The following is a 26,115-nucleotide window of genomic DNA, read 5'->3' as shown; positions in this document are numbered from 1 at the left end:
TCCGATGCTCTCTTCTTGGAGGAGCGGATCGTTGCGAGCGGCCCGCTGGGTCCGCACGATGCGCTAAAGGGTTCCTGCGGTATCCCGCACGTCATGGCCGGGCTCGTCCCGGCCATCCACGTTTTGGAGGCGCAACGTCAGAAGACGTGGATCCCCGAGTCAAGCCCCGGGGATGACGAGCTGCAATCCTAATCCCCCACGAGCCCGCCGAACCTGTCCTTCCAGGCGGGCAGCGCGCCGGTAAAGGGCAGGGCGGTGGCCTCGTAGATGCTGCGGGCGATGGCGCGGGCGAGGCAGTCGCTCGCGACGGCCCCGATCTCGATGAAATCCGCCGCCTCGTCCCTCAGGGGCCTGCGCCCGGTCGCGGCCGAGAAGACCGTGTCGCCGTCGAAGAGCGCATGAGCGAAACGCAGGCCCTTGGCGAGGCCGTCATGGGAGACGACCGCGAGGCGCTTGGCCTGCGCCTTGGTGAGGAGAGCATCCGTGGCCACGAGCGCAATGGTCGTCGAGAGGGGCGGGGGCGTCTGCCGGACGCGGCCTTTCCAGTCGAGCCTTCGCATCTCGGGCGTGATCCTGGAAGGAAAGCCCAGCCCTCCGAACTCCCGGTCCTCTTCGTAGGCCCCCGCCCAGAAATGCGGCCCGTCGCCGATCAGGGTCGAGGCCAGGGCATTGACGATGACGAGCGCGCCGACCGTATGTCCCGCCTCCGTCACGGCGCTGGCTGAGCCGAGACCTCCCTTCAGGTCGACGGTCGTGGCGCCGTATCCACCACCGGCCGTGCCGAGGGAGAAGTCGAGATCCGCAGCCCGGGCGGCCTCGTAGCCGAGCTCGCGATAGGGCGGGAAACGGCCCCAATCCTTGTTGCCGCCATTGAGCAGGTCGAAGGTGATCGCCTGCGGGACGAGAGGCACGAGCGCGGAGCCGACCGCGAAGCCGATGCCCTTTTCTCGCAGGAACGCCTGCACGCCGCCGGCCGCATCGAGGCCGAAGGCGGACCCGCCCGACAGGACGATGGCGTTGACGCCGGCCACGGCCTTGTCGGGTTCGAGCAGATCCGTCTCCCGCGTTCCCGGAGCGCCGCCGTTGACGGCGTAGGACGCCACGACGGCCTCGTCGAACAGCACGGCCGTGACGCCCGAGGCGAGGGCCGCGTCATGGGTGTTGCCGACCCGAAGGCCCGCGACGTCGGTGATGAGATTGCGTAAATCCGTCATTCCCCAAGGCAACTCCAAAACGCGCGGCTTCACAAGCAGGCGAGCTCTGCATCCACCGGCTTTCTCCTCTGTCCGGAAAGGGCTAGAAGGCGTCATGCTCAGCGTGTCCTTTCCTGCCGCGGCCCTCGGCGGCCTCATCAGCTTTCTCAGCCCGTGCGTTCTGCCGCTGGTGCCGCCCTATCTGTCGTTCCTCGCAGGCACCACCTTCGACCAGCTCCACGCGGGCGACGACAGGGCGGTCCGCCGCCGCGCGATCCTGGCCGCCCTGCTGTTCGTCGCAGGGTTTGCAACCGTGTTCGTGCTCCTGGGCGCGACCGCATCCGCGCTGGGGCAGGTGATCCGGCAATATCTCGACGTGCTGAGCACCGTCGCGGGGATCGCCATCATCGTGATGGGCCTGCACTTCCTCGGGGTTTTCAGGATCGGCCTGTTCTACCGGGAGGCGCGGTTCTCGGTCGAGAAGCCGGTGGGCCTCTGGGGCGCCTATGTGATGGGCCTCGCCTTCGCGTTCGGCTGGACGCCCTGCATCGGGCCGGTTCTGGCCGCCATCCTGGCGGTGGCCGGATCTGAGAACAGCGTCTCCTACGGCGCCATGCTGCTCGCCGCCTATTCGGCTGGCCTCGGCATTCCCTTCCTCCTCGCGGCCTTCGCCATGAAGCCCTTCGTGGCCCTTCTCAAGCGCATGCGATCCCGGTTCGGGCTCGTGGAAAAGGTCATGGGCATCCTGATGATCCTCACCGGGATCGCCTTCCTGACCGGCTGGATCACGAATATGTCGTTCTGGCTCCTCGAAACATTCCCGGTCCTGGGCACCTTGGGTTAGCGCTTCGGACGGGAACAGCGGGATCCACTTTTTCGCACGGTGCGCCCGTGGTTCCCAAGACGTGGATGGCCGCAACTCGTGCGACCATGACGGGCGAGCCCTGACGAACGAGGCCGGTATGGGAGAGGCCGTCACAGGAAACGGGTCGCGCTCCTGGCGACGAAGAGCGCACATGGAATGATCCAGACCAAGGAGATCATTCATGACCTTCCAGATGCGCGGCCTCGAGGCCGAGACTTTCGCTCCGCTCTTCCGGCTCAGCGACGATGAGCTTCAGGCCATTGGCGCGCAGCGCGTCCATGCGGACGAGGCCGACGCCTATCCCTGCCGCATCTCATTGACGCGGGTGGCCGTGGGCGAGGAGCTGATCCTCCTGAATCATGTCCACCAGCCCGATCCCTCCTCGCCCTATCGCGCCAGCGGGCCGATCTTCGTCAGTCGCTCGGGCGCGACCGGGCATTACCGGGGTGAGCTGGCTCCGATTCTGCGGAACAGTCTCTTGTCCCTGCGCGCCTATGACAGGGCGCACCTGATCGTCGATGCCGAGGTGGCGGAGGGAGATGCGGTTATAAGGGTGATCGAACGCTTCCTGGCCGATCCGCAGGTCGCCCATGTGGATGCCCATTTCGCGCGCCGCGGCTGCTTCGCGGCCCGGATCGAGCGCGCCTGAATTCAGGCCGTGACCGTGTGCCCGGCAGCAGTGAGGGCCTCGACGGCACCGTCCAGGTCGCTTGCTTTCACCAGCACGTAATCGGTGCTGAACGTGGAGGAGGCGAAGATGCCGATGCCCGATCGTGCGAGAGGGGCGAGGACGGAGGCGAGGATTCCGGCGGTGCTGAAGTCGAAGACCTGCAGGATGCGAAAGCACCGCCACCCTGAATCGATCTCGGCGTGGCTGGGAGCCTGGTCGAGAGGGCAGACCAGGGTCGTTTCCTCGACCGCCTGGATAAGCAGGGAGAAGGAGCCGGGCTGAGGGGAAGGGGCGGCGGCACCCGCCGGCAGGCGGCAGACCGCATAAGGGCTCTCGAGAAGGTGCAGGGTCAGGGCGGGCATGATCGGTTCCGTGCCAGAGCATCGAACGCAAAAGTGGGCACCGGTTTTGCGTGAAGAGATGCTCCAAAACATAAACTGACAGCATCGAACGCAAAAGTGGGCACCGGTTTTGCGTGAAAAGATGCGCGAGCCAAAGTGTTAGAGCATCGAATGCAAAAATGGGCAGTGCTTCCCATGAAAAAACCCGCCCTGTCGCCAGGGCGGGTCCGTTCGATCGGCGCGAAGCCGACCGATCAAACGATTGATTACATGCCGACTTCGTTGCCGGTGTAATCGATCTTGCCGTCGGCGCCCTTCTTCCAGACGTACATGACGTAGTCCGGACGGGTGATGTCGCCCTTCTTGTCGAAGGTGAGATCGCCGATCACAGTCTTGAAGGGCTTGCCGGCCTTGAGGGCGTCGGCGACCTTCTTGCCGTCGGTGCTGCCGGCCTGCTTGGCGGCCTCGGCCAGAACTTGGGTCGCAGCGTAGGAGTACAGGGTGTAGGCTTCGGGCTCGTAGTTCTTCGCGCGGAACTTCGCGACGACGTCCTTAGCGGCCGCGTTCTTGCGCGGATCGGGAGCGAAGGTCATCAGGGTGCCTTCGGCGCCCGGACCGGCGATGGAGGTGAACTCCGCCGACACGATGCCGTCACCCGACATGAGCGGGGCGTTCAGGCCCTGGTCGCGCATCTGGCGGATGATGAGGCCGGCTTCCGTGTGGAGGCCGCCGTAATAGACGACGTCGACGCCGGCCTGCTTCAGCTTCGAGACGAGAGCCGAATAGTCCTTCTCGCCCGGGTTGATGCCTTCATAGACGACTTCCTTCAGGCCCTTGGCGTTCATGGCCTTCATCGTCTCGTCGGCGAGGCCCTTGCCGTAGGGGGTCTTGTCGTGGATGACCGCGACCTTCTTGCCCTTGAAGTGGTCGGCGAGGTAGGCGCCGGCGACGCCGCCCTGCTGGTCGTCGCGACCGCAGGTGCGGAAGGTGTTCCACAGGCCGCGTTCGGTAAAGGTCGGGTTGGTCGAAGCGGGCGAAACCTGGACGATGCCGGCTTCCTCATAGACCGAGGAGGCGGGGATCGAGACGCCGGAGTTGAAGTGGCCGACGACGAACTTCACGCCTTCGGCCGCGAACTTGTTCGCCACCGACACGCCCTGCTTCGGATCGGACACGTCGTCGCCGACGACGAGTTCCAGCTTCTGGCCATTGATGCCGCCAGCGGCGTTGATGTCCGCCACAGCCTGCTCGACGCCGTTCTTCAGCTGGGCGCCGAAGGTCGCGTTCGGGCCGGTGATGGGACCAGCGACGCCGATCTTGATCTGCGCGCTGGCCGCGCTGGAGAAGGCGAGGCCAAGACCAAGCGCTACGCTGGTCAACAGCAGTTTTTTCATGAGGTCACTCCTCTGGGTGGTTTTATTAGGCCCCTCTTCCTCGTGGGGCCGGTTTGACGGGAAACCCGTCATCCAAGGTAACATCATGCCGTTTTTTGAACCGTTGTCACCTGGGAATCTTTTGCGCTTAGCCCTTTGTCGCAGAAGCCTTTTCCCGCCAGGAAAAGGGGCCGCTCCGCTCGTAGAGCCAGCGGTACTGGGTGGTCATCATGCGGGCGCGGCGGTACTGGAAACCGAGCGCGCCGATGATCAGCAGCACGATCGTGTCCACCGCGTAGTAGTGGACCGACAGCAGCGTCCCGCCGAACAGGGCGAAGTGAATGAAGCGCACCGCCGCCCCGAGGATGAACAGGTACAGAAGGAGCGTCCAGAACGGGCGCCAAGTCAGGGCGATGGCCCGCCCGGTCATCCAGGCCGCCCAGCCGCCCATCAGCACGGTGATGAGGAGAAAGAGCCCAAACGAAGGCTCTTCGTAGAGAATGCCCTGCATCAGTGATGCCCTCCTTCGAGATAGGCCGCCCGGACCTGCGGATCTTCCAAAAGCTCCCTGCCGGTGCCGCTCATGGTGATGTTGCCCGTCACCATCACGTAGCCGCGGTGAGCGAGCCTCAGGGCGTGATAGGCGTTCTGCTCCACCAGGAAGACGGTCATCCCGTCCTTCTCGTTGAGTTCCTTGATGATCGTGAAGATCTGCTTCACGATCAGGGGGGCGAGGCCCAGGGACGGCTCGTCCAGCAGCAGCAGCTTGGGACGGCTCATGAGCGCGCGGGCGATGGCCAGCATCTGCTGCTCGCCGCCGGACAGCGTGCCGCCGCGCTGCTGCAGGCGCTCCTTCAGGCGCGGGAACAGGGTGCAGACCCGCTCCAGGTCCTGATCGAAATGGGCGAAGCCGTTGATCGAGGCTCCCATCTGCAGGTTCTCGAAGACCGTCATGCGCGGGAAGATGCGCCGCCCTTCGGGGGATTGGGCGATCGAGAGCCGGGCGATCTCGTGGGTCGGCATCCTGGTGATGTCGCGGCCCCCATAGGTGATCGTGCCTTCCCGCGCCCGCGGGTTGCCGAAGATCGTCATCATCAGGGTCGACTTGCCGGCCCCGTTGGCGCCGATCAGCGTGACGATCTCGCCTTCATGGACGTCCATGTCCACGCCCTTGAGGGCGATGATGTTGCCGTAATAGGTCTTGATGCCGCGCACGCTCAGGAGCGGCTGACGGCCCGCGTCGAGCGCGGTCTGTTGAATGCTTGCTCCAGCGGTCATGCGCCGATCTCCGCTACGACTTGCTGCATCTCTTCCTCATCGGCCACGCCCAGATAGGCGGCGATGACCTTGGGATCGTTGCGCACCTCGGCCGGCAGGCCGTCCGAGATCTTGGTGCCGTAATCGAGCACCACCACGTGATCCGAAATCTCCATGACGACGGACATGTCGTGTTCGATCAGGAGGATCGAGGTGCCGTGATCCTTCCGGATCGAGAGCAGGAGTTCGTTCAGTTCCAGCGACTCGCGCGGATTGAGGCCCGCCGCCGGCTCGTCGAGGCAGAGCAGGAGCGGGTCCGTGCACATGGCGCGGGCGATCTCCAGACGGCGCTGATCGCCGTAGGGCAGGTCGCCGGCCGGATCGTCGGCCCGGTGCATGAGCCGGGTCTTCTCCAGCCAGAACTTCGCCTTCTCGATCGCCTCCCGTTCGGCCTTGCGATAGCCGCCGATCCCGAGAACGCCCAGGAAGGTGAAACCCGAAGCGATCATCAGCGGGTTGTGCTGCGCCACCAGCAGGTTCTCGAGCACGGTCATGCCGGAGAACAGGCGGATGTTCTGGAAGGTGCGGGCCACCTTGGCCTTCCAGTTGATGTCGAAGCCTGGAAGCCTCTCCAGCAACAGGTGGGAGCCGTCGGGCTTGCGCAGCGCGAGCATGCCTTCGGTCGGCTTGTAGAAGCCGGTGATGCAGTTGAAGACCGTCGTCTTGCCGGCGCCGTTGGGGCCGATGAGCGCGGTGATGTCGCCGCGCCCGGCCTGGAACGAGAGGTCGTTGATGGCGACGAGGCCGCCGAAGCGCATCGTGAGATGCTGCACGTCGAGGATGGGATCCTGGTGCCAGCGCATTAGCCGTGTCCTTCCTTCACGAGCGAGCCGGAAATGGCCTTGCGCTCTTTCAAGATCACCGAGGGTTCACGTTCCGAAATCAGTCCGCGCGGACGCCAGACCATCATGGCCACCATGCCGGCGCCGAAGATCAGCAGGCGGTACTCGTTCGGATCGAAGCCCTCGCCGAACACGGCCTTCAGGAAGGTCAGATTACGCAGAACCTCGGGGCCGCCGACGAGCACGATGGCCGCGATGGCGACGCCGATCTGGGAGCCCATGCCGCCCATGACCACGATGGCCAGAATGATCGCCGATTCCAGGAAGTTGAAGCTTTCCGGGGAGACGAAGCCCTGACGAACCGCGAAGAACGATCCCGCGAAGCCGCCGAACATGGCCCCGATGGCAAACGCCGTCAGCTTGGTGTTGGTGGTGTTGATGCCGAGCGAGCGACAGGCGATCTCATCCTCGCGCAAGGCTTCCCAGGCGCGTCCCACGGGCAGCTTGCGCAGGCGCATGGTGACGAAGTTCGTCAAAAGCGCGAGCGCCAGGATCAGGTAGTAGGAGAAAATGATCCTGTGCATGCCGTTGAATTCGAGCCCGAAGGTCGCCGCGAAGCCGCCTTCGCCTGCGGTGAACGGGATGCCGAAGAAGCTCGCGCGCGGGATCGAGGAAATGCCCGCGGCCCCGTTGGTGAGGTCCACCCAGTTGATGAGAACGAGCCGGATGATCTCACCGAAGGCCAGCGTCACGATGGCAAGATAGTCGCCGCGCAGGCGCAGCACCGGGAAGCCCAGGATCATGCCCCAGAACGCGGCCAGGATCCCGGCGAGCGGCAGGCAGATCCAGAACGACAGCCCGAAGGTCGTCGACAGGAGAGCGTAGGAATAGGCGCCGACCGCGTAGAAGGCGACATAGCCTAGGTCGAGCAGGCCCGCGAGGCCCACCACGATGTTGAGGCCCCAGCCGAGCATCACATAGGTGAGGATCAGGATGCCGAGGTCGATCCAGTAGCGGGATTCGTTCAGCCCGCCCTGGACGAGATAGATCAGGATCGGGAAGGCGATCGCCACGCCGAGGAAGAACGGAATGGCGAATTTCGAGACGTGCTGGAACGCGCTCGGCTGGGCGTGAACGAGTTCCGTCGCCTGTTTGGGGCTGGGCGTGGCCTGCCGGTAGGCGCGCGACGCCGTGAAGGCGTGGACCAGAAGGCGCATGCCAAACACGATGGCCGTGATCGTCAGGGCCAGACCCCAGCGGGAGACCAGGAACAGGTCGGCTCCGCTCTGCTCCGTCTTGAAGGACAGGATCGGAATGCACAGGCCGAAGGTGATCAGGGCCGTCTTGAAGGCGTCCTTGAGGGCGGCCTTCAGGTCGAAGGTTCTCGTGACGGCCTGCGTCTGGGACGAGGTGGTGATGGAAGGAGCGTTCATGTTCGCGGCTCCTTAAACCTTCTCGACCTCAGGCCGTCCGAGAATGCCGGAGGGCATGAAGATCAAGACGATGGCCAGGATCGAGAAGGCGGCCACATCCTTGTACTCGATCGAAAAGTAAGCCGACCAGAAGGTCTCGATGAGACCGATGATCAGCCCGCCGAGAACGGCGCCCGGCAGCGAGCCGATTCCGCCCAGAACGGCCGCGGTAAAGGCCTTGACGCCCGGCACGAAGCCGTCGGCGAAGCTCACGACGCCATAATACAGAAGATACATGGTGCCAGCGACCGCCGCCAGCGACGCACCGATCACGAAGGTGAGCGAAATCGTGCGGTCGACGTTGATGCCGAGGAGGGCGGCCATCTTGCGGTCCTGCTCGCAGGCTCGCTGAGCGCGGCCCAGCGACGTCTTCTGGACCACGTACCAGAAGATCGAGAGCAGGACGGCGGTCGCCGCCATGATGATGATCTGCTTGTAGGAGATGGCTACGTTGTACCCGCTCTCCCCCTGGAATAGGACGATCACGTCGCGGATCATGGGCGGAGTCGGCTTGTTGCGCGCGCCCTGGGCGACTTGAACGAAGTTGGAGAGGAAGATCGAGACGCCGATGGCCGAGATCAGCGGCGCGAGGCGGAACGAGCCGCGGAGGGGCCGATAGGCGACCCGCTCGATGGCCCAGCCCCACAGGGAGGTGAGCACCATCGCGATGATGAGCACGAGAAAGAGCGCCAGCGCGACTGACGAGATCCCGAGCCATGTCGTCAGGATCAGGAAGAAGATGAGCGCGATGAATGCGGAAAGCATGAAGACGTCGCCGTGGGCGAAGTTCACCATGCCGATGATACCGAAGACCATCGTATAGCCGATGGCGATGAGGCCGTAGATCGACCCCAGCGTCAGCCCATTGATGAGCTGCTGCACAAAAATTTCCATGTCCTACCCTTAGCCCTCTGGAAGCGGGTCTTTGCTTGGGAACACGTCTCAGCAAAGCACGATGCGGGTGCGAGGCCAAGCCGGACGTTTGCTTAAGCGCGTCTCTAGCAAACGCTTTTTCGTTCGACAACGCAGAGTTATGGATCGGATCTACAACTTTGATGGAATACGCGGCAGCGATTGACCTAACGGGAGGCAGGGCGCAAAGGGTGGCTTTTAAAGCCTTTCCGCGAGCCCCATATGGTCCGGTACGGCCTTGTGCTCCGCTCGAAAGAGTGGGAGAGGTTTCCTGGAATAAAATGTTGAAGACTCCTGCTCCCCCCCTCGCCGAAACCGGTGCACATGGCGTCGATCCCGTCCTCTTCCGTGAGGGCATGAGCCGCGTTGCCGCAGCCGTTCACGTGGTCACCACCGACGGGCCCTCGGGCCCGGCCGGGTTCACCGCGACCGCCGTCACGCCGGTCACCGACAGTCCCGCTTCGCTTCTGGTCTGCGTGAACACGGCGGCCCGCTCGGCGCAGGCGCTTCTCACCAACCGGGCCTTCTGCGTGAACGTCCTGGCCGCGTCGGATCAGGATCTGGCGGATGTCTTCGCCGGACGCACCGAGCTGCACGGCCCGGCCCGCTTCTCGAAGGGCGAGTGGGGCAAGCTCGTCACCGGCGCGCCCGCCCTTGCCACCAGTCTCGTCTCCTTCGATTGCCGCCTGTGCGACGCCCGGGTGGTCGCCACGCATCACGTCATCATCGGCGAGATCGTGAGCGTCCGGCTGGGCGAGACGAAGCCGGCGCTCGCCTATCAGGGGCGGCTCTATCACGGGCTGTGAGCCCGCTCCTCAGGATCCGCGCGCCGGTCCCGGCGCAAATGGGCTCCAGCCGGTGATCTGCACGAGGCCGTCGCTCGCCGCCACCACCATGTGCCTGCGGTGCCTGTGGACGAGGGTTCCCGGTCTGTAGGGGTGTTCCTCGCGCCAGCCCGCGGCCTCCCAGACATAGACGTAGCGGGAATCGACCTGACCGAAGGCCTCGATGGACCCGAAGGCCCGGATGGTGCGCAGCACGTCCTCGACGCTCCCCGTCCAGTCGATCGTCCGTTCGGCTTGGGTGATCCTCGGCCAATAGGTGCCCGGACCCTGCGGGCGCGCCTCCCGCCAAAGCCCGGGAAGGTCCTCGGCCACCTGCGCGGCGATCTCCTTCGCGGCGATCTGGCATTTGGCCAGGAGCGTGTCGTGGGTTTCCCGCGGGCTCAGGGCGAAGCGCTTCTGAGTGAGGATCGCACCGGTGTCGAAGGCGGGCGCGAGAGCGTGGGCCGTGACGCCCCATTCGGGAAGCCCGTCGAGAATCGCCTTGAAGAGAGGGTAGGGACCCCGCCCATCGGGAAGCGGCGAGGGATGGAAGTTGAGCGCGTAGGGGAGGTGCTGTTCCCAGCCCTTCACGAGCCACGGATAGCCCGCCACGATCAGGGCATCGCAGCCCATCGCCTTCAGCCCCGCTATGTCGGAGGGGGCGATGCGCGACATCTGGACCGGGATGCGCAAGGCTCTGGCGCGGGAGACGGTGGTCTCGTTGAAATCGTAGATGCCGTCGCAGGGCCGGCTGAACAGTTTCAGGGGCCTCCAGCCCCTGCCGATCAGGGTTTCGAAAACGTCCCCGAGAAAATCGATTCCCGCAAAGGCGAAGCGCATTCCGGGTCATCTCCTCTCCGATCGGGCCTCATGGAGGCAGGTTCGTGTGTTCATGCAAGTCGTAATCGTCAAGCGGGTTCCGGCCGGATAGCATTGACTCCAGGATAATGGAAATGCATTCTATTTTCATGGAAGAAGCCCCCAGCATCAACGCGCATCTCGCCGAACGGCTCCGTGGATTGAGAACCGAGCAAGGCCTGACGCTCGATGCTCTGGCCGAGCGCACGGGCGTCAGCCGCTCCATGATCTCGCTCATCGAGCGCGAGGAGAGCAGCCCGACGGCGGCGGTTCTCGACAAGCTCGCTGCGGGCCTGGGCGTCACTCTCGCGTCCCTGTTCGCCGAGAGGGCGAGCGCCGTCGCCGCGCCGCTGGCGCGCCGGGCCGACCAGCGCGTCTGGCGCGATCCGGACAGCGGATATCTGCGGCGCAACCTGTCGCCTCCGGGCTTTCCGTCTCTCTTGGAACTCGCCGAGGTGATCCTGCCCGCCGGAGCGCGCGTGGCCTACGACACCGGCCGCCGCACGGTCGGCGTCAGCCAGCAGATCTGGATCGTCGAAGGCGAGATCGAGGTCGGGCTCGGCGACGAAACCTACCGGCTTTTCGGCGGCGACTGCCTGTGCATGGACATCGAGCAGCCGACCATCTTCCGCAATCCGTCCGGGGAGCAGGCCCGTTATCTTGTGGCATTGACCGCCGGGGCCAAACCCCCGATCCGGTGAGGGAGTTTTCATGAGCGAAACCGTCGCGATCCGTATCCTGTCGCCGCGCGAGGCGACCCTGCAGCTCGGGGCATTGTCCGATGTTCTGATCGATTGCGTGGAGGGCGGCGCGTCCGTCAGCTTCATGCTGCCGATGACGCGGGACAAGGCCGGGGCCTTCTGGGGCCGGGTGGTTGAAGGCGTCGCCGCGGGGGAGCGCATCCTGCTCGTGGCGGAGGACGGCGCAGACATCGTGGGCACCGTGCAGGTGATCCTCGATCAGCCGGAAAATCAGCCTCATCGGGCGGACATCGCCAAGATGCTGGTGCGTCGCAGGGCCCGGAAGCGGGGCGTCGGCGCGGCTCTCATGCGGGCCGCCGAAGACGCGGCCAGGATGGCGGGCAAGTCGGTGCTCGTGCTGGATACCGTGACCGGAAGCGACGGGGAGCGCCTTTATACCCGTCTCGGCTGGCAGCGCGTCGGCGTCATCCCGAACTATGCCCTGTGGCCGCAAGGGGGGCTGTGCGACACGACCTATTTCCACAAGCAGATCGCGCCTGCCCGACCCTAGCGCATCGCGCGGCCCGCCGGGTCCGCTTGCAACGCTGCGCTCATCTATGAAGGGAGCATCGGATGCGATCCCAAAAGTGGTTTCCACTTTTCACGTCCGATGCTCTCGGCCGGGCATTCTTCGGCGTCTTGCGGGAACTGGAGTTTGCGAGCAAGGTTGAGCCTTGAGCATAGGGCGGGACATGGCCCTCTGATCGGGTGCCTGCCTGCCTCCTCAAGGAGAGAAGGAGTTCGCATGGCATCCAAGGACTTCATCCGACAAATGGAAGGCTACGGGCTGACGACTGCCCAGATTCTCTACCGGATTCCGGACCATCCGGCGCTCCTCCAGACTTATATCTGGCAGGACTACGATCTGGCTCCCCGCTTCCCCGTTCTCATCGACTTCCTGGATTTCTGGAAGCGGGAGCTGGCCGGTCCCCTTCACTCGGTGACGATCACCCATGCGCAGCTGATCCGCCCAGCCGAGTTCAGGGCCGTTTCAGGGGAGATCAACATTCACTAGCGCATCGTGCGGACCCGGCGGGCCGCGCACCTTAGCGCATCGTGCGGCCCTTCGGGTCCGCTCAAACGATGCGCTCTTTCCAAGAAGGGAGCATCCTGCGCAGATAGGGGGCTGAGGGTTTTCGCCGACGGGACTGCCGGATCGCCTCCGGATCCCGTCCTTTCCTCGAGAGCGCGCATAGGACGGTGCCCAAAAGTGCATTTCACTTTCGGGCCCGATGCGATAGAGAGGCTCGTCGCCTCGAACTGGCCAGGGCTCCTTGTTTTCCAACGCTCGAACATCGCAAATCCTGCTTGCCCTTGCATCCCAGCCGGGTGATCGCCTGACCGTACGGGACATCATGGCCGTCCTGCAGGACCGGGCCTTCGCGCTGCTCATCGTCCTGCTCGGCCTGCCGAACTGCCTGCCGATGCCGCCGCCGATCCCGCTGGTCTGCGGCTTGCTCCTGGCCCTGGTCGCCATCCAGATCGTGTTCGGCCGCGACGCTCCCTGGCTCCCCGGGACGCTGATGAATCGCTCTCTGGCCCGCGCGGACGTGGAGCGGGCCGTAGGCCGGGCCATGCCGGCCTTCCGAAGGCTGGAGCGCTTCTCGCGCCCGCGCATGACCTTCCTCGACACGCCGCTCGCCATGCGCGTCATGGGGGTGATTATCCTGGTGCTGGCCCTGGGGCTCCTCTTCGCTCCCCCCTTCGTGGGCCAGATCCCGCTCGGCCTGGCCGTCTGCCTCGTGGGCCTGGGCCTCGTGGAGCGGGACGGCCTGGTCATCATCGGCGGGCTGATCATCGGCTCCATCGGCATGGTGCTGAGCCTGGGCTTCGTCTACGCCATCTTCACGGGGCTCGACACGTTTCTCTAGAGCATCGGGCCCAAAAGTGGATTTGCACTTTTGGGATCGGATTCGATGCTCCCTTCTTGGAGAGAGCGCATCGTTCCTGCGAAAAACCGGGGCCACTTTTCGCACGATGCGCTAGAGCCTTTTCCGCAAAAGTGGATGCCGGTTTTGCGAAGAAAAGGCGTCTTTCTCAAACAACAAATGCCTTTTCCGTGAACCGAAGTTCATGGAAAAGGCTCTAGAAACGGCCCTTCCGCTTTCCGGAACTCAGATCAGGCGCAGCCCCTTCAGGCTCGCGTGTCCCTCGCGGCTGACGATGATGTGATCGTGAACCGTGATGCCCAGGGGCTTCGCCACCTCGATGATCTCCCGCGTCATCTTGACGTCGGCGGCGGACGGGGTGGGATCTCCCGAGGGATGATTATGGACGAGAATCAGGGCGGAGGCGGAGAGTTCGAGGGCCCGTTTCACCACCTCGCGGGGATAGACGGGCGTATGATCCACGGTTCCGGATTGCTGTACCTCGTCGGCGATCAACGCATTGCGCTTGTCGAGGAAGAGCAGGCGGAACTGCTCCTTGTCCATGAAGGCCATGGCCGTCCGGCAGTAATCGAGCACCGATGCCCAGGAGGACAGGACCGTCCGCTTCGCCACCTCGCCCTTGGCGAGGCGCCGGGCCGAGGCCTCGACGATCTTCAGGTCGGCGACGACCTTCTCGCTGATGCCCTCGACCTCCAGAAGCCGCGCAGGGACGGCTGCCAGAACCTCGGCGAAGGTGCCGAAGCGCCGGATGAGGTCCTTGGCCAGCGGCTTCACGTCCCGGCGGGGAATGGAGCGGAAGAGCACGAGCTCCAGGAGTTCGTAATCCGGCAGGGAATCCCCGCCCATTTCCATGAAACGGGCGCGCAGGCGGTCGCGATGGCCGTGATAATGGGGAGTGTCGTCGCCGCTCATGCTGGCATGAATCTTCGCTCTCGGACAAAGGAACGAAGAAGCTTTAGCTCAGCGGCGGAAAAGATACAAAGTAGCTTTTTCCGCCCCGCCCTCAGGCGAGATTGTACGGCGGCTTGTCCAGCCCCTTGGGCGAGTAGGTGAAGACCTCCACCCCGGTTTCCGTCACGCCCACCATGTGCTCGAACTGCGCCGAGAGGGAGCGGTCGCGGGTCACGGCGGTCCAGCCGTCGGAGAGCACTTTCACCTGCGGACGGCCCAGATTGATCATGGGCTCGATCGTGAAGAACATGCCGGGTTCCAGCACCACGTTGTAGGCCGGCTCCACATAATGAAGGATCGTCGGGGAGGCGTGGAAGGTCTTGCCGATACCGTGGCCGCAGAAATCCCGCACGACGGAGCAGCGCTCGTCTTCCGCATAGGCCTGGATGGCGGCCCCGATGTCGTTGGTGGTGGCGCCGGGCTTCACGGCCGCGATCCCGCGCAGCAGGCACTCATAGGTGATCTCGCAGAGGCGCTGCGCCCGGCGGGGCACCTCGCCCACGTAGTACATGCGGCTCGAATCACCGTGCCACCCGTCCAGGATCAGGGTGACGTCGATATTCATGATGTCGCCATCCCGCAACGGCTTGTCGTTGGGGATGCCGTGGCAGACGACGTGGTTGATCGAGGTGCAGATCGTCTTGGTATAGCCGCGATAGTGCAGGCAGGCCGGGTAGGCGCCGTTGTCGCGGATGAAGTCGAAGGCGAGCCGGTCGAGATATTCGGTCGTCACGCCGGGCTGCACGTGCGAGCCGAGCATGTCCAGGCATTCGGCCACCATTCGTCCGGCGCGCCGCATTCCCTCGAAATCCTCAGATCCATGAAGCGGAATATCGCCTGAGCGCCTGCGCTCGGCAATCTCGGTCTCGGTCATTCTCGATCCTTGCTTTCAAGCCAGAATGTAAGGATCATCTCGCCCGGCGCAAGCAAGGATCCTGCTTCGATGGCTTGCGAATAAGCCTCAGGGGTGTCATGAGCAACCCTGTTCATCCGGTTTGGGCTTTGGATACTTCCGTAATGAATGACCCCCGTCCCTTCGGGACATTTGCGCCTTTGGGCCTCACCCGTTGGGTGATCGATCGCACGCGCGGTCTGCCGGGCGGCTGGGTGGGGCGGCGCATCGCCATGATGCTGCGCCGGGTGGTCATGCGGTCCCTCAAGGACCGGCCCCTCGATCTGGAGACCTTCGGGGTGCGCATGCGGCTCGTTCCCCACAAGAACGTCTGCGAGCGGCGGATTCTCTTCACCCCGCAGCTTTTCGACCTCGAGGAAATCAAACACATCGCCGCCCTCGACAGGCAGGGCTTCACCTTCGTGGATGTCGGCTCGAATGTGGGCTGGTATTCGCTCCTCGTGGCCCGGAAGGTGGACGCGTCATCCCGGATCCTGGCCGTCGAGCCGCAGCCCGAGATCTTCGACCGGCTCATCCACAATATCCGCCTGAACCCCTTCGGAACGGTCAAGGCGGTCGCCTGCGCCATCGCCGACAAGACCGGCGAGCTGACGCTCTTCCTCGACCCCCTGAACAAGGGGGAGGCGAGCCTCAAGATCGTGAATTCGAGCCAGACGGACGCGATTCGGGTGCCCGCCGTGACCCTGCTCGATCTCGTGAGGCAGGAAGGATTCGCCCATCTCGACGCGGTCAAGCTCGACGTGGAGGGAGCCGAGGACCTGATCCTCGATCCCTTCTTCCGCGACGCTCCGGCCTCGCTCCATCCCGCGCTCCTCATCATTCCCGACGTGCCGGACCGCTGGCAGGTGGATGTGCCGCAGCTGCTGAAGGAAAAGGGCTATCGGAAGATCCTTCAGACCCGCATGAACCTCGTTTTCGAGCGGGCGTAAGGTCGCCGTCGTCCTGTCGCCATCCCCGCCCTCTTTGTCATCCCTGCGCAGGCGGCGCTCTCCTGCGCGGCCCCGGGGCGACTGCGGGGAAACGGACTCCGGGATGAGCGCCGGCGCTACCGCGGCGTGACGATCTCCACCGGCCGGTCGATCACGACTTCCTCCGGCGTGATCCGGCAGACATAGGCGTAGGACTCGACACCCGACGCGAGGGCGTGGCGAAAGGCCTTGTCGTAGGCCGGGTCGATGTCGCGGGCCACGTCGAAGCGGGCGGCATCCATCTGGATCACGTAGACGAGGGCGGCCCTGGCTCCGGCCGCGACCATATCGGCCAGCTCATAGAGATGCTTGGCGCTGCGGGCCGCCACGCAATCCGGGAACTCCGCGAAGCCCGCCTCCCGCATCAGGTGGCAGTTCTTGACTTCGAGATAGCAGGGGGGCTGCCCGTCCGTCTCCAGGAGAAAATCGACCCGGCTGTTCCGGCCGTATTTCACCTCCGGCCGGACCCGGTCGTATTGGGCGAACGGGGCGAGACGGCCCTCGCGCAGGGCCTCCGCCACGAGCAGGTTGGGGCGGGAGGTGTTGATGCCGATGAGCTGAAGGGGTCCGCCGCCGGCGGCGACCTCGACGAATTCCCAGTTGTACTTGAGCTTGCGGGCCGGGTTGGAGGCCCTGGAGAGGAACACCCGGCTGCCGGGCTCCTTGAGACCCATCATCGCGCCCGGATTGGCGCAATGGGCCGTCACCACCTCGCCGGTCTCGAGTTCCACATCGGCCAGAAATCGCTTGTAGCGCTCGATGAGGCGGCCTTCGAGCAGGGTTTCCTGAAAACGCATTGACATCCATCGTTGCTGAAGAAGATCCCCGTAGCAGGGGAGAAGCGCCGTCTTCAACTGAACCCTTGCTTGAGAATTGCCGTTTCTGAAGTTAAAGGCCCTCAAAAGGGATCGATGCACATGGCCGTCTCCGTCACAGCCGCCCTCCTCATCATCGGCGATGAGATCCTCACGGGCCGCACCAAGGATAAGAACATCGGTTATATTGCCGAGTACCTGACCGGGATCGGCATCGACCTGCGCGAGGTCCGCATCGTTCCGGATGTGGAGGAGGAGATCGTCTCGGCGGTGAACGCTCTGCGGAGCCGCTATAGCTATCTCTTCACCACGGGCGGCATCGGCCCGACCCATGACGACATCACGGCCGATTCCATGGCCAGGGCCTTCGGCGTCGGCATCGGCCACGATCCGCGCGCCGTCGCCATGCTGCAGGAGCGCTATGCGCCGGGCGAGCTGAACGAGGCGAGGATGCGCATGGCCCGCATCCCCGACGGAGCCGATCTCATCGAGAACCCGATTTCCAAGGCCCCGGGCTTCCGGATCGGCAATGTGTACGTCATGGCGGGCGTGCCCGCGATCATGCAGGCCATGCTCGACATCGTCGCGCCGACGCTTCAGGCCGGGGCCCGCATGATCATCGAAACCATCGAGGCCGAGGGCCTGGCCGAGGGCCTCTATGCCGAAGGCCTGAGCCGGATCGCGGCCGCGCATCCGGACCTCTCCATCGGCTCCTATCCCTCGTTCTCCGCGAGCGGCTTTCGCAACCAGATCGTCGTGCGGGGCAAGGAACCCGCCGCCGTTGCCTCCGCCACCGCCGCCATTCACGATCTGCTCGGCCGTCTGAAAGGCGACCGGGCTCCCCTGTAACCCGACTTCATCACGACAGCCACACGAGCGAACCGATGTCTCCCACCTCACCGAAAGCCTTCCCCGTTTCCTGGGACCAGTTTCACCGCGATTGCCGCGCGCTCGCCTGGCGCCTCGCCTCGGCCGGTCCGTTCGAGGCGATCATCTGCATCACCCGCGGCGGCCTCGTGCCGGCCGCCATCGTAGCCCGCGAGCTGGATCTGCGCCTGATCGAGAGCGTCTGCATCGCCAGCTATCACGACTACAAGAACCAGGGCGAGCTGAGGGTGCTCAAGGACATCGCGCCCTCCGTCAAGGCGATCGGCGACGGCCAAGGGAAGGGCGTGCTCGTGATCGACGACCTCACCGATACCGGCAAGACCGCCAAGATCGTTCGCGACATGCTGCCGAACGCCCATTTCGCGGCCGTCTACGCCAAGCCGGCCGGGCGCCCGCTGATCGACACCTTCGTGACGGAGGTCAGCCAGGACACCTGGATCTATTTCCCCTGGGACATGGGCCTCGCCTATCAGGCGCCGATCCGCGAAGGTTCCGCAGGCTGAGGCAGAGAAGGAGCGCCCGTGGCGGAATTCGACATCGCGCGGACGCGCAAAAGCCTGTTCGGAGCGTTGCTCGATGCCCGCGACCGGTTCGGGCGGAACAAGGTCGCTCTGGAGGATCTGGAGCGGCAGCCCGTCACCTTCGGGCGGCTCGCCCTCGGGTCGCTGGTTCTCGGACGCAAGCTCGCGGGCCTGACGGAGCCCCGGGAAACGATCGGCGTGCTGCTGCCGAACGTCCAGGCCATCGTGGTGACGCTGTTCGGCCTGAACGCCTTCGGGCGCGTTCCGGCCTTCCTGAACTTCACGTCCGGTCTCAAGAACCTGAAGGCCGCCTGCGAAATCGCCGGGATCAGGACCATCGTCACGTCCCGCCGCTTCGTGGAGCAGGGCAAGCTCGACGAGATCGTCGCGTCGCTGGGCGAGGGGAGGCGGATCCTCTGGCTCGAGGACGTGCGCGCCACGCTGACGAGCTTCGACAAGCTGCGGGGTGTCTGGGATTCATGGAGGGCGCGCGGGGTTCACTCCCGGGCGCAGGTCGCCCCGGACGATCCGGCCGTCGTGCTGTTCACGTCGGGCACCGAAGGGGTCCCTAAGGGCGTGGTGCTGTCGAACGCCAATCTGGTGGCGAACGCCTATCAGGTCAAAGCGCTGGCGGGCGACATCCTGACCCCGGACGACGTGTTCTTCGATCCGCTGCCGATCTTCCATTCCTTCGGTCTGACGGCGGGGCTCCTGACGGCAATCCTCAACGGCATGAAATCGGTGCTCTATCCGAGCCCTCTCCATTACCGGCAGATTCCGAAGCTCGTCGCCGGCACGCGCGCGACCTTCATGTTGGGAACAGACACCTTCCTCCAGGGCTATGCCCGCGCGGCGGGCGAGAACGACCTTTCGAGCGTCCGCTACGTGATCTCCGGGGCCGAACGGGTCAAGGACGAGACGCGCGCGCTCTGGGCCAAGCACGGTGCCGTCATTCTCGAGGGATACGGCGCGACCGAATGCTCGCCGGTGATCAGCGTCAGCCTGCCGGGCCGCAATCGCCCGGGTTCAGTCGGGCCGCTCCTGCCGGGAATCGAAAGCCGTCTCGATCCGGTCGAGGGCATCCATGAAGGCGGCCGCCTTCATGTGCGCGGCCCGAACGTGATGAGGGGGTATCTCGATCCTGCCGTCCCCGGACAGATCGTTCCGCCTCCCGGCGGCTGGCACGACACGGGCGACATCGTCACGCTGGACGACGGCATCGTCACCATCCGCGGCCGGGCGAAGCGCTTCGCCAAGATCGGCGGCGAGATGGTGTCCCTCGCGGCCATCGAGGCGATGATCCAGGCCCTTTGGCCCGACTTCAACCATGTGGTCGTCTCCCTGCCGGACCCCCGCAAAGGCGAGCAGCTCGTGCTGGTGACCGACAAGCCCGATGCCGATCGTGACGTGCTGCTGGCCCATGCCCGCGGGCAGGGCTTCCCCGAGCTCTGGATCCCGAAAGCGATCCTGGTCTCCGCCATTCCCGTCCTGGGTTCCGGCAAGACCGATTACCCCGCCACGGTGGAGATGGCGCGCCGCCTGCAGGCCATGCTCTGAGGTATCGGTCCTAGGACCGATCTCCCAGAGAACGTAACAAAGCCGCCGCTTTCGCGTTATCCCGTCACCAGGGCTGCCCAGGGGCAGCGCAACACGGATGGGTGGCACGATGAAACGGCTCGCGTTCGCTTTGGCCTTCTTCGCCCTGGCCTCGGGCGTGCACGCACAGCAGCGTCTATCGACGCTCAATCTCACCTGCGGCCAGGCCCAGCAGGTCATCCGTTCGAGAGGCGCCGCCGTGCTGAGCACCGGCACCTATACCTATGATCGCTTCGTCGTCGACCGGAGCTTCTGCCAGTTCGACGAGTTTCTCGAACTCGCATGGGTGCCGACCCGAGACACGCCGCAATGCCCGATCGGGTATCGATGCAAGACCCAGAGCAATTGGTTCGACGACTAGCGTATCGGACGTGAAATCGAACTCACGTCCGACGCTGTAAGTCTATGGTCTTAAGCATCTTTTCACGCAAAACCAGTTCCCGCTTTTGCGTCCGATGCTCTAGCGCATCGCGCGACAAGCGGACCCGGATTTCGCAAGAACGATGCGCTCTTTCGAAGAAGGGGTATCGGATGGATCCCAAAAGTGCAGATCCACTTGCCGCGTCCGATACTCTTGGCCGGGTCCCGCAGCGCCGGGTTCCGCAGCCTCGCCTGGAACGGGTGGGGCCTCTACCGTGCCGTCGGCGGTTCGAAGGCGCTCCGATATGTGGAGAATATGACACACCGAGCGAGAAACCTTCGAGGTACCTCGAAAATTGCCTATCTATTGTGCATTGTGGATACTTACTAGGCAAAACCGGCACGGCGGATTGTTGCCTGAGGCCGCGAGCTGAGTATTGTCGCGATTGCATATGGGTCCTGGGACTCAGACGTTTTGAAGTTCGGAGATCAATCATGAAGCTCGCAAAGAGCCTTCTCCTCGGATCGGTTGCTGGTTTCGCCGCGGTTGCAGGGGCTCAGGCTGCTGACCTTCCCGTCGCGAAGGCCGCGCCTGTCGAATACGTTCGCGTCTGCTCCACCTATGGCGCGGGCTTCTTCTACATCCCCGGCACGGAAACCTGCCTCCGCGTCGGCGGCCGCGTCCGCGCTGACTACATCTATGTCGAGCCGAGCGACCGCGCCGACGATGCGATCGGCTTCCGCGCCCGTGGCCGCATCCAGCTCGACGCTCGTACCGCTACGGCCTACGGCCTGCTGCGCACGTTCGTCCGCTTCGAGATCACCCGCAACACCGGCGCCTTCAACAGCGTTCCCGGCATTGTCACCACGTCGCCTGACGTCGACCAGGCGTTCGTGCAATTCGGCGGCCTGACCGCCGGTCGCGCCCAGACCTTCTTCGACAACGGCGACATCGACTCCCAGGCCTTCGGCACGCTCCGCTGGTCGGATCAGCCGAACGTCAACATGCTGGCCTACACCTTCACGTTCGGCAACGGCTTCGCGGCCACCCTGTCGCTCGAAGAAGGCCGCTTCACGGATCGCTTCCCTCTCGCCGGCACCATCCCCGGTGAAGGCGCCGGCTTCGTGGCCGGTCAGCGCGCTCCCGACGTCGTCGGAAACCTGACCTATACCGGCACCTGGGGATCGGCGACCGTGGCTGGCGCTCTTCACCAGCTCCGCGGCATGCCGATCCTGGCGACGGTCGGCGGCGTTCTCACCACTGTCACTCCTGATACCGAGTATGGCTTCGCCGTGACCGGTCAGCTCAATCTGGAACTGCCCATGCTCGCTCCGGGCGACGCGCTGTGGATTGCCGCGACCTACGCGAACGGTGCTCCCGGCTATGTCGGTTATGGCGATGGCGAGGGCGTTGCGGATGCCGGCTATGACGTCAACGGGAATATCGACAAGACCCGTGCATGGTCGGTCGCCGGCGGTCTGCGTCACTATTGGACCCCCGAGATCCGCCAGAACCTGTTCGGTTCGTACGCTCGCGTCGAGCTGGGCGCCGGCATTCCCGGCAGCGACTTCACCGAGTGGCGCGCAGGCTCGAACGTGATCTGGTCGCCGGTTGCAGGCCTCGACCTCGGCGTCGAGGTGCTCTACGCCAACGTCAACCCGCGCGCTCCCGGCGAGCGTACGTCCGACGCTTGGGAAGGCCGTCTGCGCGTGCAGCGCGACTTCTGATCGGCTCATTCCACCTGTTGAAAGGAAACCCCGGCGAACGCCGGGGTTTTCGTTTTTCTGGAAAGGAAACCGCGCAGCAGACTACAGCACCGGACGTGGAATCGAACGCACAACCGGCGCTGTAAGCCACCGCTTTCGAGCATCTTTTCACGCAAAACCGATTCCCACATTTCAGGTCCGATGCTCTAGCGCAGCGCGCGAAAATGTGGCCCCCGTTCTTCGCGAAGAACCGGTTCCCACTTCTTCGCGCGCTGCTCTATATGTCTCCTCGAACGGTACGGGCGGCGTTCCGTACCCCATGGCAACCGGGAGGGAATTGATGCAGTGGCAGAGGAACCGGCGTTCGGAAGCTCGCCTCGTCGTGGCGGTCCTTGGGAGCATCATCGGCACAGCCCTCGCAGGCTGTTCGACCTCGGCCGATGTCTCCTACGGTTCCTATCAGTTTGGACCGGGCTACCAATCCGGTCGTGTCTATGAAAGCCGCGTCTACGGAGATACACAGCAAGGATTCGGGGCCGAGAACTGCCGTACGGTGATGCACCGGCAGGCCGATGCGTTCGGAAGGCTATCCTCTGCGGAAGAGACCGTTTGCGACTAGCGTATCGTGCGAGAAAGTGGCCCCGGTTTTTCGTCCAAACGATGCGCTCCTTCCAAGAAGGGAGCAGCGAATTGGATCCCAAAAGTGGGAGCCCTTTCGCGTGTAAGGATTCTCAAAACCAGAATGTCAAAGCATCGGAGGAAAGCATCGGAGGTAGGTGCGATTCCACGTCCGATGCTGCAGCGCATGATGTAAAAAGGAAGGTCCTGTTTCCGCCGAAGCGGCCCACCCAATCCGCACAGTGCGCCTGCGCATCGTTACGAAGAACCCGGCCTGCTTCTCGGATGCGAACGACGCGCCGCCTGACGGCCTGAGCATCGCCCTGCGCGATCCGGAGGGCGGCGCCCGGGACCCAATCGAGGCAGTCCGGACAAGACGATTCCTCCGAGACGTGATGAGCCACCTCGTCCCCTGGAGAGGGGCATGGCGCCCGGGCGAGCGCTCGCACGGTGAGGGAACGAACGCCCACCGTGGCAGTTGGCATAGCGTCAATGCTTCGTCAGGAGAACATCATCATGAACAACATCATTTGGCTGATCGGCGCTATCGTGGTCGTCCTTGCAATTCTCTCCTTCCTGGGGCTGCGCTAGAGCATCGAACGTGAAAAGTGGACCTGCACTTTTGGGATTGAATCCGATGCTCCCTTCTTAGATCAGCGCATCGTTTAAGCGGACCCGAAGGGCCACGTTCGTGAAAACCGGGTCCACTTTTCGCTAGCGCGGCCCGCCGGGTCCGCACGACGCGCGAAAAGTGGGCTGCATTATCTGGGAGGCACCCGACGTACCAATCCCCGGACTGCACGTCGTGGAGGGCGGTCAACGGGAGCTGTTTCCCCTTGCATGGAATCGGCTCTTTCCTATGGCCCGCGCGCATTTCTGACGGTGAACCGGAGCCACTTCACCTAAAGATGCGGCAGGTCAACTATTCATCGATGCGGTCCCTTCGGGGCCGCACCATGCGCTCAGGCGCCGCTCGTTTGCTGGAAGGGCAGCCCAGGGCTGCCCTGCAGCCTTTCCTGCACCAGGGGGGGCATTGCTCGGAATTGTCCTACCTCACTCGATGAGGGCCAGGATCGTGGCGGCGATGTTCACGAGCGCCAACGCTCCGACGAGAGTTGGTATGACCGGAATCCGCAATTGTGGCTGCCGGTCTTCGTCCTCCACATGTCCGACATGAGACGAAAGACGAGAGCGCTGGTTCACCATTGCTCATCTCCACAAACAGCTCTCCGGGAGAGCGTTCGTACCTTGAGCCTGCTCGCGCGGAAGGGAGGTGCGTTTTCGCACCTCGCAGCCCAATTTCCTTGATTTCAGGCTATTCGCGCATCGTGCGGACCCGGCGGGCCGCGCTAGCGAAAAGTGGTCCCGGTTTGTCGCAAGACCGATGCGCTAATGCCGTGTCGCGGTTTTCTGAATCTGCAGAAGCTGCCCCTCGATCGCGCGCATGCGGGTCATCAGGCGATCCAGCTCCCTGAGAAGAACCTGTTCGTCCTGCCTGGCTTTCTCGATGAGGTCTTCGGACGAGCCATGGCGGATTCGCTGAAGGGCATCGGCCAACTGCATGTCCAGGAGCCGCATGGTCCGCTCCAGGTCCAGGAATTCCTGATGTAGCTGGCTCTCCTTGAACACCATTGAATCCCGTATGCGAAGCAGGCCCTTGAGCTAAAACTACATGGGTCGGCCCGGTTCCTCCAGGCATAAAAGACGCAAAGGAAGCACTTTTCTCGACGGCCAAGCTGAAACAGTTCACTCTCCTTACCGTTCTGTGATCAATGGCCTGCAGCGCGGGGATCTCATCAACGGCCCCGCCTGGGGTCTTGTGTGCTGCTTCCATGAGTGATGCGTAGGACCGTGAAGCTGCAATCAACTGTAGCCGGACGGTTGCGTTGCGCGGCCCCGCGGCCGTCAGGTTTCGCAATCGTCCGCGATTTGGGCAAATGAGACGCCAGGTGCTGCGGTTGCCGAAGGAGAGGGCGGGTAGATGGAGATGCCGCATGGGACAGAATGTTGAGGCACGCCGCATTGCATTGATCGTCGAGGATGATTTTGAGGTCAGGGGACTGGCGGCCGCTCTCCTGGAAGAGACCGATCTGCGGGTCGTGGAGACGTCCAGTGCCGAAGAGGCTCTGGACTTCCTTCGTGGACACGCGGAGGAGGTGGCCTTCCTGTTCGCGGACGTTCGACTGCCGTGCCTCATGTCCGGGGTCGATCTGGCCCGGACCGTGCGCATCAAGTGGCCCTGGGTCCGCACCGTCCTGACATCGGGCCTTTCTCCGGAAGACGGCCTGGGCGACATGCCACGGGATGTGCGCTTCATGCCGAAGCCCTGGCGAGCCCTGGAAGTTCTGATGGAGGCCGAGAGGGCCGCGGCGCAAGGCTATCGCCATCATTGACGCGGATGTGCGGCCCGTTCCTCTTTCTGCATTCCCGGTTCAGGGAACCTTGGCGCTTGCTGGGAATTGGCGTCAGCAGAAAGGAACTCACCGATGCCGCACACGAATGTTGCCACTGGAACCTTCCCGTCCCGCAAGGAGGCCAGCCAGGCGGTTCAACGCCTTGTCTCCAGCGGGTTTGCCCGCAACAGCATCGAACTTCACCGTCATGAGGACGACGACGGCTACGATCTCGAGATTCGGACCCGGCCGGAAAACGTCCGTCGCGCCAAGCGGCTCATCAATGCCTCTTCGCCCTTGTCCGCCGTGAATATGGGGCGCGCCGCCTCCGGAGCCGTGCAGAGCGCACGAGCGCATCCCCTCGTCATGCTGGGGGCCGGACTTCTCGCAGGCTTCGTTCTCTACAATCTGATTCCACGCTCCGCCTCGCAGGAATCCCCGCAACGCAGGCAACCGGCTACACGCTCGGGACGCAACACGCGCGGCGCCCACCGTTGAGGCAGGTGTTCGTTAAGGCAGGTGTTGGGGGAGGAGAAGGCGCTCAAAATTCCTCGTCGTCCGGCCCAGGCTCCGGCGGAGTGGTGCGAGCTTCCAGCTTCTCCAGTAGAACTTTGATGCTGTCCGGAGCGGGCTCTTTCAAGATTCCCTGGTAATCGGCTTGGAGGCGACGCCCGATTTGCTTCAGCAATTCGTTCTGGCCAGCCGCCGTCAGTCGATTGGAGCCGACGCTCCAAGCCGCGTGCTTGTTCGCGGAAAAGGGCGGTCCATCGGCTTGGTGGAACCGCTTCGGCATTCATACCTCCTCCATTGACCTGTCCTGAGCCTAAGAACGGGGCAGGCCGCTTTCGGTTTCAGTTAAGTTTCTGGAGAAAATTAACTTTTTGACTACTCGGAGGTAGTTGGTCATCTGAAGAGACAAGACTCCTAGAGCATCGGACGTGGGCAGCAGGCTTGCACGTCTCACCTCCGATGCCTCTCTTCTTGGAAAGAGCGCATCGTTCTTGCGAGAAACCGGGGCCACTTTTTCGCACGATGAGCCAGAGCATCGGACGTGACACCGAACCCACATCCGATGCTGTACGTCTCGGTTTTTGAGCATCGAACGCAAAGCCGGTTCCCACTTCCGATGCTCCAGCGGCGACGAAGTGC

The 26,115-nt window shown here is 63.9% G+C and carries 30 protein-coding genes and 1 pseudogene; 16 read left to right on the top strand and 15 right to left on the bottom strand.

Annotated elements, in window-relative coordinates:
• Positions 1–188: 188 nt before the first annotated feature.
• The gene (locus AB8841_RS23240) at positions 189–1,214 is read right to left on the bottom strand and encodes a P1 family peptidase (protein ID WP_370438132.1); all 1,026 of its coding nucleotides are present in this window, start codon (positions 1,212–1,214) and stop codon (positions 189–191) included.
• Between the two features lie 94 nt (positions 1,215–1,308).
• Here AB8841_RS23240 and AB8841_RS23235 point away from each other — a divergent pair, with 94 nt between their 5' ends.
• Together AB8841_RS23235 and AB8841_RS23230 are read left to right on the top strand one after the other, a co-directional pair.
• Positions 1,309–2,037: a cytochrome c biogenesis CcdA family protein gene (locus tag AB8841_RS23235; RefSeq protein WP_370438131.1), complete on the top strand. Its 729-nt coding sequence runs from the start codon at positions 1,309–1,311 to the stop codon at positions 2,035–2,037.
• 202 nt (positions 2,038–2,239) lie between these two features.
• Positions 2,240–2,707 carry a DUF1203 domain-containing protein gene (locus tag AB8841_RS23230; RefSeq protein ID WP_370438130.1) on the top strand — a complete coding sequence of 156 codons (468 nt, stop codon included), beginning with the start codon at positions 2,240–2,242 and terminating at the stop codon, positions 2,705–2,707.
• Positions 2,708–2,709: 2 nt separating this feature from the next.
• Here the strand turns inward: AB8841_RS23230 and AB8841_RS23225 are convergent, their stop codons facing one another.
• The 7 genes and pseudogenes from AB8841_RS23225 to AB8841_RS23195 all read right to left on the bottom strand — a co-directional run bounded on the left by AB8841_RS23225 (position 2,710) and on the right by AB8841_RS23195 (position 8,907).
• Complete coding sequence (locus AB8841_RS23225; protein WP_370438129.1) at positions 2,710–3,090, bottom strand: ACT domain-containing protein; 381 nt, start codon at positions 3,088–3,090, stop codon at positions 2,710–2,712.
• Positions 3,091–3,335: 245 nt separating this feature from the next.
• Positions 3,336–4,463, bottom strand: a complete 1,128-nt coding sequence (locus tag AB8841_RS23220) for an ABC transporter substrate-binding protein (protein ID WP_370438128.1) — start codon at positions 4,461–4,463, stop codon at positions 3,336–3,338.
• Between the two features lie 127 nt (positions 4,464–4,590).
• Positions 4,591–4,953, bottom strand: a complete 363-nt coding sequence (locus tag AB8841_RS23215) for a DUF6867 family protein (RefSeq protein WP_370438127.1) — start codon at positions 4,951–4,953, stop codon at positions 4,591–4,593.
• On the bottom strand, positions 4,953–5,720 hold the full coding sequence (locus AB8841_RS23210) for an ABC transporter ATP-binding protein (protein ID WP_370438126.1): 768 nt from the start codon (positions 5,718–5,720) through the stop codon (positions 4,953–4,955). Before AB8841_RS23210 ends, AB8841_RS23215 begins: the two co-directional genes overlap by 1 nt.
• A gap of 32 nt (positions 5,721–5,752) precedes the next feature.
• A pseudogene (locus tag AB8841_RS23205) lies at positions 5,753–6,562 on the bottom strand (ABC transporter ATP-binding protein); the annotation flags it as partial.
• On the bottom strand, positions 6,562–7,974 hold the full coding sequence (livM, locus tag AB8841_RS23200; RefSeq protein ID WP_370438125.1) for a high-affinity branched-chain amino acid ABC transporter permease LivM: 1,413 nt from the start codon (positions 7,972–7,974) through the stop codon (positions 6,562–6,564). The pseudogene AB8841_RS23205 and the gene livM, both read right to left, overlap by 1 nt.
• 12 nt (positions 7,975–7,986) lie before the next feature.
• Complete coding sequence (locus AB8841_RS23195; RefSeq protein ID WP_370438124.1) at positions 7,987–8,907, bottom strand: branched-chain amino acid ABC transporter permease; 921 nt, start codon at positions 8,905–8,907, stop codon at positions 7,987–7,989.
• Positions 8,908–9,206: 299 nt separating this feature from the next.
• Between AB8841_RS23195 and AB8841_RS23190 the strand changes: the two genes are divergently transcribed.
• Positions 9,207–9,731, top strand: a complete 525-nt coding sequence (locus tag AB8841_RS23190) for a flavin reductase family protein (RefSeq protein WP_370438123.1) — start codon at positions 9,207–9,209, stop codon at positions 9,729–9,731.
• Positions 9,732–9,740: 9 nt separating this feature from the next.
• Here AB8841_RS23190 and AB8841_RS23185 read toward each other — a convergent pair whose 3' ends face one another.
• A complete protein-coding gene (locus tag AB8841_RS23185; protein WP_370438122.1) occupies positions 9,741–10,589 on the bottom strand; it encodes a methionyl-tRNA formyltransferase in 849 nt (282 codons plus the stop codon).
• A 113-nt stretch (positions 10,590–10,702) separates the two neighbouring features.
• Between AB8841_RS23185 and AB8841_RS23180 the strand changes: the two genes are divergently transcribed.
• The 4 genes from AB8841_RS23180 (at position 10,703) to AB8841_RS23165 (ending at position 13,218) form a co-directional block, all read left to right on the top strand.
• Complete coding sequence (locus AB8841_RS23180) at positions 10,703–11,308, top strand: helix-turn-helix domain-containing protein (RefSeq protein ID WP_370438121.1); 606 nt, start codon at positions 10,703–10,705, stop codon at positions 11,306–11,308.
• Positions 11,309–11,318: 10 nt separating this feature from the next.
• Positions 11,319–11,858: an N-acetyltransferase family protein gene (locus tag AB8841_RS23175; RefSeq protein WP_370438120.1), complete on the top strand. Its 540-nt coding sequence runs from the start codon at positions 11,319–11,321 to the stop codon at positions 11,856–11,858.
• A gap of 234 nt (positions 11,859–12,092) precedes the next feature.
• The gene (locus tag AB8841_RS23170; protein WP_370438119.1) at positions 12,093–12,362 is read left to right on the top strand and encodes an usg protein; all 270 of its coding nucleotides are present in this window, start codon (positions 12,093–12,095) and stop codon (positions 12,360–12,362) included.
• Between the two features lie 259 nt (positions 12,363–12,621).
• Complete coding sequence (locus tag AB8841_RS23165) at positions 12,622–13,218, top strand: exopolysaccharide biosynthesis protein (RefSeq protein ID WP_370438118.1); 597 nt, start codon at positions 12,622–12,624, stop codon at positions 13,216–13,218.
• Positions 13,219–13,461: 243 nt separating this feature from the next.
• Here AB8841_RS23165 and radC read toward each other — a convergent pair whose 3' ends face one another.
• Both radC and map read right to left on the bottom strand, forming a co-directional pair.
• Entirely contained in the window at positions 13,462–14,148 is a 687-nt protein-coding gene (gene radC, locus AB8841_RS23160) for a DNA repair protein RadC (protein ID WP_370438117.1), read from the bottom strand.
• Positions 14,149–14,239: 91 nt separating this feature from the next.
• Positions 14,240–15,061, bottom strand: coding sequence for a type I methionyl aminopeptidase (gene map, locus AB8841_RS23155; RefSeq protein WP_370438116.1), 822 nt, complete (start codon positions 15,059–15,061; stop codon positions 14,240–14,242).
• Between the two features lie 143 nt (positions 15,062–15,204).
• On the opposite strand from map, the gene AB8841_RS23150 reads away from it, so the two are divergent.
• Positions 15,205–16,029 (top strand): FkbM family methyltransferase, encoded by an 825-nt coding sequence (locus AB8841_RS23150; RefSeq protein WP_370438115.1) that lies wholly within the window; start codon positions 15,205–15,207, stop codon positions 16,027–16,029.
• A gap of 116 nt (positions 16,030–16,145) precedes the next feature.
• On the opposite strand, the gene sfsA is transcribed toward AB8841_RS23150, so the two are convergent.
• Positions 16,146–16,865, bottom strand: a complete 720-nt coding sequence (sfsA, locus tag AB8841_RS23145; protein ID WP_370438114.1) for a DNA/RNA nuclease SfsA — start codon at positions 16,863–16,865, stop codon at positions 16,146–16,148.
• 120 nt (positions 16,866–16,985) lie between these two features.
• Between sfsA and AB8841_RS23140 the strand changes: the two genes are divergently transcribed.
• The 6 genes from AB8841_RS23140 to AB8841_RS23115 all read left to right on the top strand — a co-directional run bounded on the left by AB8841_RS23140 (position 16,986) and on the right by AB8841_RS23115 (position 22,574).
• Positions 16,986–17,732 (top strand): competence/damage-inducible protein A, encoded by a 747-nt coding sequence (locus tag AB8841_RS23140; protein WP_370438113.1) that lies wholly within the window; start codon positions 16,986–16,988, stop codon positions 17,730–17,732.
• A gap of 35 nt (positions 17,733–17,767) precedes the next feature.
• The gene (gpt, locus tag AB8841_RS23135) at positions 17,768–18,274 is read left to right on the top strand and encodes a xanthine phosphoribosyltransferase (RefSeq protein WP_370438112.1); all 507 of its coding nucleotides are present in this window, start codon (positions 17,768–17,770) and stop codon (positions 18,272–18,274) included.
• Between the two features lie 18 nt (positions 18,275–18,292).
• Complete coding sequence (locus tag AB8841_RS23130) at positions 18,293–19,849, top strand: AMP-binding protein (RefSeq protein WP_370438111.1); 1,557 nt, start codon at positions 18,293–18,295, stop codon at positions 19,847–19,849.
• 109 nt (positions 19,850–19,958) lie between these two features.
• Positions 19,959–20,249, top strand: coding sequence for a hypothetical protein (locus AB8841_RS23125; protein WP_370438110.1), 291 nt, complete (start codon positions 19,959–19,961; stop codon positions 20,247–20,249).
• 494 nt (positions 20,250–20,743) lie between these two features.
• Positions 20,744–21,976 carry a porin gene (locus AB8841_RS23120; RefSeq protein WP_370438109.1) on the top strand — a complete coding sequence of 411 codons (1,233 nt, stop codon included), beginning with the start codon at positions 20,744–20,746 and terminating at the stop codon, positions 21,974–21,976.
• 319 nt (positions 21,977–22,295) lie between these two features.
• Positions 22,296–22,574 carry a hypothetical protein gene (locus AB8841_RS23115; protein ID WP_370438108.1) on the top strand — a complete coding sequence of 93 codons (279 nt, stop codon included), beginning with the start codon at positions 22,296–22,298 and terminating at the stop codon, positions 22,572–22,574.
• Between the two features lie 1,052 nt (positions 22,575–23,626).
• Here the strand turns inward: AB8841_RS23115 and AB8841_RS23110 are convergent.
• Together AB8841_RS23110 and AB8841_RS23105 are read right to left on the bottom strand one after the other, a co-directional pair.
• The gene (locus tag AB8841_RS23110) at positions 23,627–23,779 is read right to left on the bottom strand and encodes a hypothetical protein (protein ID WP_370438107.1); all 153 of its coding nucleotides are present in this window, start codon (positions 23,777–23,779) and stop codon (positions 23,627–23,629) included.
• 183 nt (positions 23,780–23,962) lie between these two features.
• Positions 23,963–24,151: a hypothetical protein gene (locus AB8841_RS23105; RefSeq protein WP_370438106.1), complete on the bottom strand. Its 189-nt coding sequence runs from the start codon at positions 24,149–24,151 to the stop codon at positions 23,963–23,965.
• A 416-nt stretch (positions 24,152–24,567) separates the two neighbouring features.
• On the opposite strand from AB8841_RS23105, the gene AB8841_RS23100 reads away from it, so the two are divergent.
• Both AB8841_RS23100 and AB8841_RS23095 read left to right on the top strand, forming a co-directional pair.
• Positions 24,568–24,966, top strand: coding sequence for a response regulator (locus AB8841_RS23100; protein ID WP_370438105.1), 399 nt, complete (start codon positions 24,568–24,570; stop codon positions 24,964–24,966).
• Positions 24,967–25,059: 93 nt separating this feature from the next.
• A complete protein-coding gene (locus tag AB8841_RS23095; protein WP_370438104.1) occupies positions 25,060–25,464 on the top strand; it encodes a hypothetical protein in 405 nt (134 codons plus the stop codon).
• A gap of 43 nt (positions 25,465–25,507) precedes the next feature.
• Here the strand turns inward: AB8841_RS23095 and AB8841_RS23090 are convergent, their stop codons facing one another.
• The gene (locus AB8841_RS23090; RefSeq protein ID WP_370438103.1) at positions 25,508–25,759 is read right to left on the bottom strand and encodes a NepR family anti-sigma factor; all 252 of its coding nucleotides are present in this window, start codon (positions 25,757–25,759) and stop codon (positions 25,508–25,510) included.
• Positions 25,760–26,115: the final 356 nt, after the last annotated feature.

This window comes from Microvirga sp. TS319, assembly GCF_041276405.1.
GTDB lineage: Bacteria > Pseudomonadota > Alphaproteobacteria > Rhizobiales > Beijerinckiaceae > Microvirga.
The sequence above is the reverse complement of the archived record's forward strand: the minus strand, read 5'-3'. Positions and strand labels throughout refer to the sequence as shown.

What these genes read in the sequence shown, in the direction of transcription:
- AB8841_RS23150 (WP_370438115.1), top strand. Translation starts at nt 15,205, where the DNA reads ATGAATGACCCCCGTCCCTTCGGGACATTTGCGCCTTTGGGCCTCACC.
- AB8841_RS23190 (WP_370438123.1), top strand. Translation starts at nt 9,207, where the DNA reads ATGTTGAAGACTCCTGCTCCCCCCCTCGCCGAAACCGGTGCACATGGC.
- AB8841_RS23215 (WP_370438127.1), bottom strand. Translation starts at nt 4,953, where the DNA reads ATGCAGGGCATTCTCTACGAAGAGCCTTCGTTTGGGCTCTTTCTCCTC.
- AB8841_RS23120 (WP_370438109.1), top strand. Translation starts at nt 20,744, where the DNA reads ATGAAGCTCGCAAAGAGCCTTCTCCTCGGATCGGTTGCTGGTTTCGCC.
- AB8841_RS23115 (WP_370438108.1), top strand. Translation starts at nt 22,296, where the DNA reads ATGCAGTGGCAGAGGAACCGGCGTTCGGAAGCTCGCCTCGTCGTGGCG.
- AB8841_RS23210 (WP_370438126.1), bottom strand. Translation starts at nt 5,720, where the DNA reads ATGACCGCTGGAGCAAGCATTCAACAGACCGCGCTCGACGCGGGCCGT.
- map (WP_370438116.1), bottom strand. Translation starts at nt 15,061, where the DNA reads ATGACCGAGACCGAGATTGCCGAGCGCAGGCGCTCAGGCGATATTCCG.
- AB8841_RS23225 (WP_370438129.1), bottom strand. Translation starts at nt 3,090, where the DNA reads ATGCCCGCCCTGACCCTGCACCTTCTCGAGAGCCCTTATGCGGTCTGC.
- AB8841_RS23105 (WP_370438106.1), bottom strand. Translation starts at nt 24,151, where the DNA reads ATGCGGCTCCTGGACATGCAGTTGGCCGATGCCCTTCAGCGAATCCGC.
- gpt (WP_370438112.1), top strand. Translation starts at nt 17,768, where the DNA reads ATGTCTCCCACCTCACCGAAAGCCTTCCCCGTTTCCTGGGACCAGTTT.
- AB8841_RS23095 (WP_370438104.1), top strand. Translation starts at nt 25,060, where the DNA reads ATGCCGCACACGAATGTTGCCACTGGAACCTTCCCGTCCCGCAAGGAG.
- livM (WP_370438125.1), bottom strand. Translation starts at nt 7,974, where the DNA reads ATGAACGCTCCTTCCATCACCACCTCGTCCCAGACGCAGGCCGTCACG.
- AB8841_RS23100 (WP_370438105.1), top strand. Translation starts at nt 24,568, where the DNA reads ATGGGACAGAATGTTGAGGCACGCCGCATTGCATTGATCGTCGAGGAT.
- AB8841_RS23110 (WP_370438107.1), bottom strand. Translation starts at nt 23,779, where the DNA reads ATGGTGAACCAGCGCTCTCGTCTTTCGTCTCATGTCGGACATGTGGAG.
- AB8841_RS23195 (WP_370438124.1), bottom strand. Translation starts at nt 8,907, where the DNA reads ATGGAAATTTTTGTGCAGCAGCTCATCAATGGGCTGACGCTGGGGTCG.
- AB8841_RS23140 (WP_370438113.1), top strand. Translation starts at nt 16,986, where the DNA reads ATGGCCGTCTCCGTCACAGCCGCCCTCCTCATCATCGGCGATGAGATC.
- AB8841_RS23230 (WP_370438130.1), top strand. Translation starts at nt 2,240, where the DNA reads ATGACCTTCCAGATGCGCGGCCTCGAGGCCGAGACTTTCGCTCCGCTC.
- AB8841_RS23090 (WP_370438103.1), bottom strand. Translation starts at nt 25,759, where the DNA reads ATGCCGAAGCGGTTCCACCAAGCCGATGGACCGCCCTTTTCCGCGAAC.
- AB8841_RS23170 (WP_370438119.1), top strand. Translation starts at nt 12,093, where the DNA reads ATGGCATCCAAGGACTTCATCCGACAAATGGAAGGCTACGGGCTGACG.
- AB8841_RS23185 (WP_370438122.1), bottom strand. Translation starts at nt 10,589, where the DNA reads ATGCGCTTCGCCTTTGCGGGAATCGATTTTCTCGGGGACGTTTTCGAA.
- AB8841_RS23220 (WP_370438128.1), bottom strand. Translation starts at nt 4,463, where the DNA reads ATGAAAAAACTGCTGTTGACCAGCGTAGCGCTTGGTCTTGGCCTCGCC.
- sfsA (WP_370438114.1), bottom strand. Translation starts at nt 16,865, where the DNA reads ATGCGTTTTCAGGAAACCCTGCTCGAAGGCCGCCTCATCGAGCGCTAC.
- AB8841_RS23235 (WP_370438131.1), top strand. Translation starts at nt 1,309, where the DNA reads ATGCTCAGCGTGTCCTTTCCTGCCGCGGCCCTCGGCGGCCTCATCAGC.
- AB8841_RS23240 (WP_370438132.1), bottom strand. Translation starts at nt 1,214, where the DNA reads ATGACGGATTTACGCAATCTCATCACCGACGTCGCGGGCCTTCGGGTC.
- radC (WP_370438117.1), bottom strand. Translation starts at nt 14,148, where the DNA reads ATGAGCGGCGACGACACTCCCCATTATCACGGCCATCGCGACCGCCTG.
- AB8841_RS23180 (WP_370438121.1), top strand. Translation starts at nt 10,703, where the DNA reads ATGCATTCTATTTTCATGGAAGAAGCCCCCAGCATCAACGCGCATCTC.
- AB8841_RS23175 (WP_370438120.1), top strand. Translation starts at nt 11,319, where the DNA reads ATGAGCGAAACCGTCGCGATCCGTATCCTGTCGCCGCGCGAGGCGACC.
- AB8841_RS23125 (WP_370438110.1), top strand. Translation starts at nt 19,959, where the DNA reads ATGAAACGGCTCGCGTTCGCTTTGGCCTTCTTCGCCCTGGCCTCGGGC.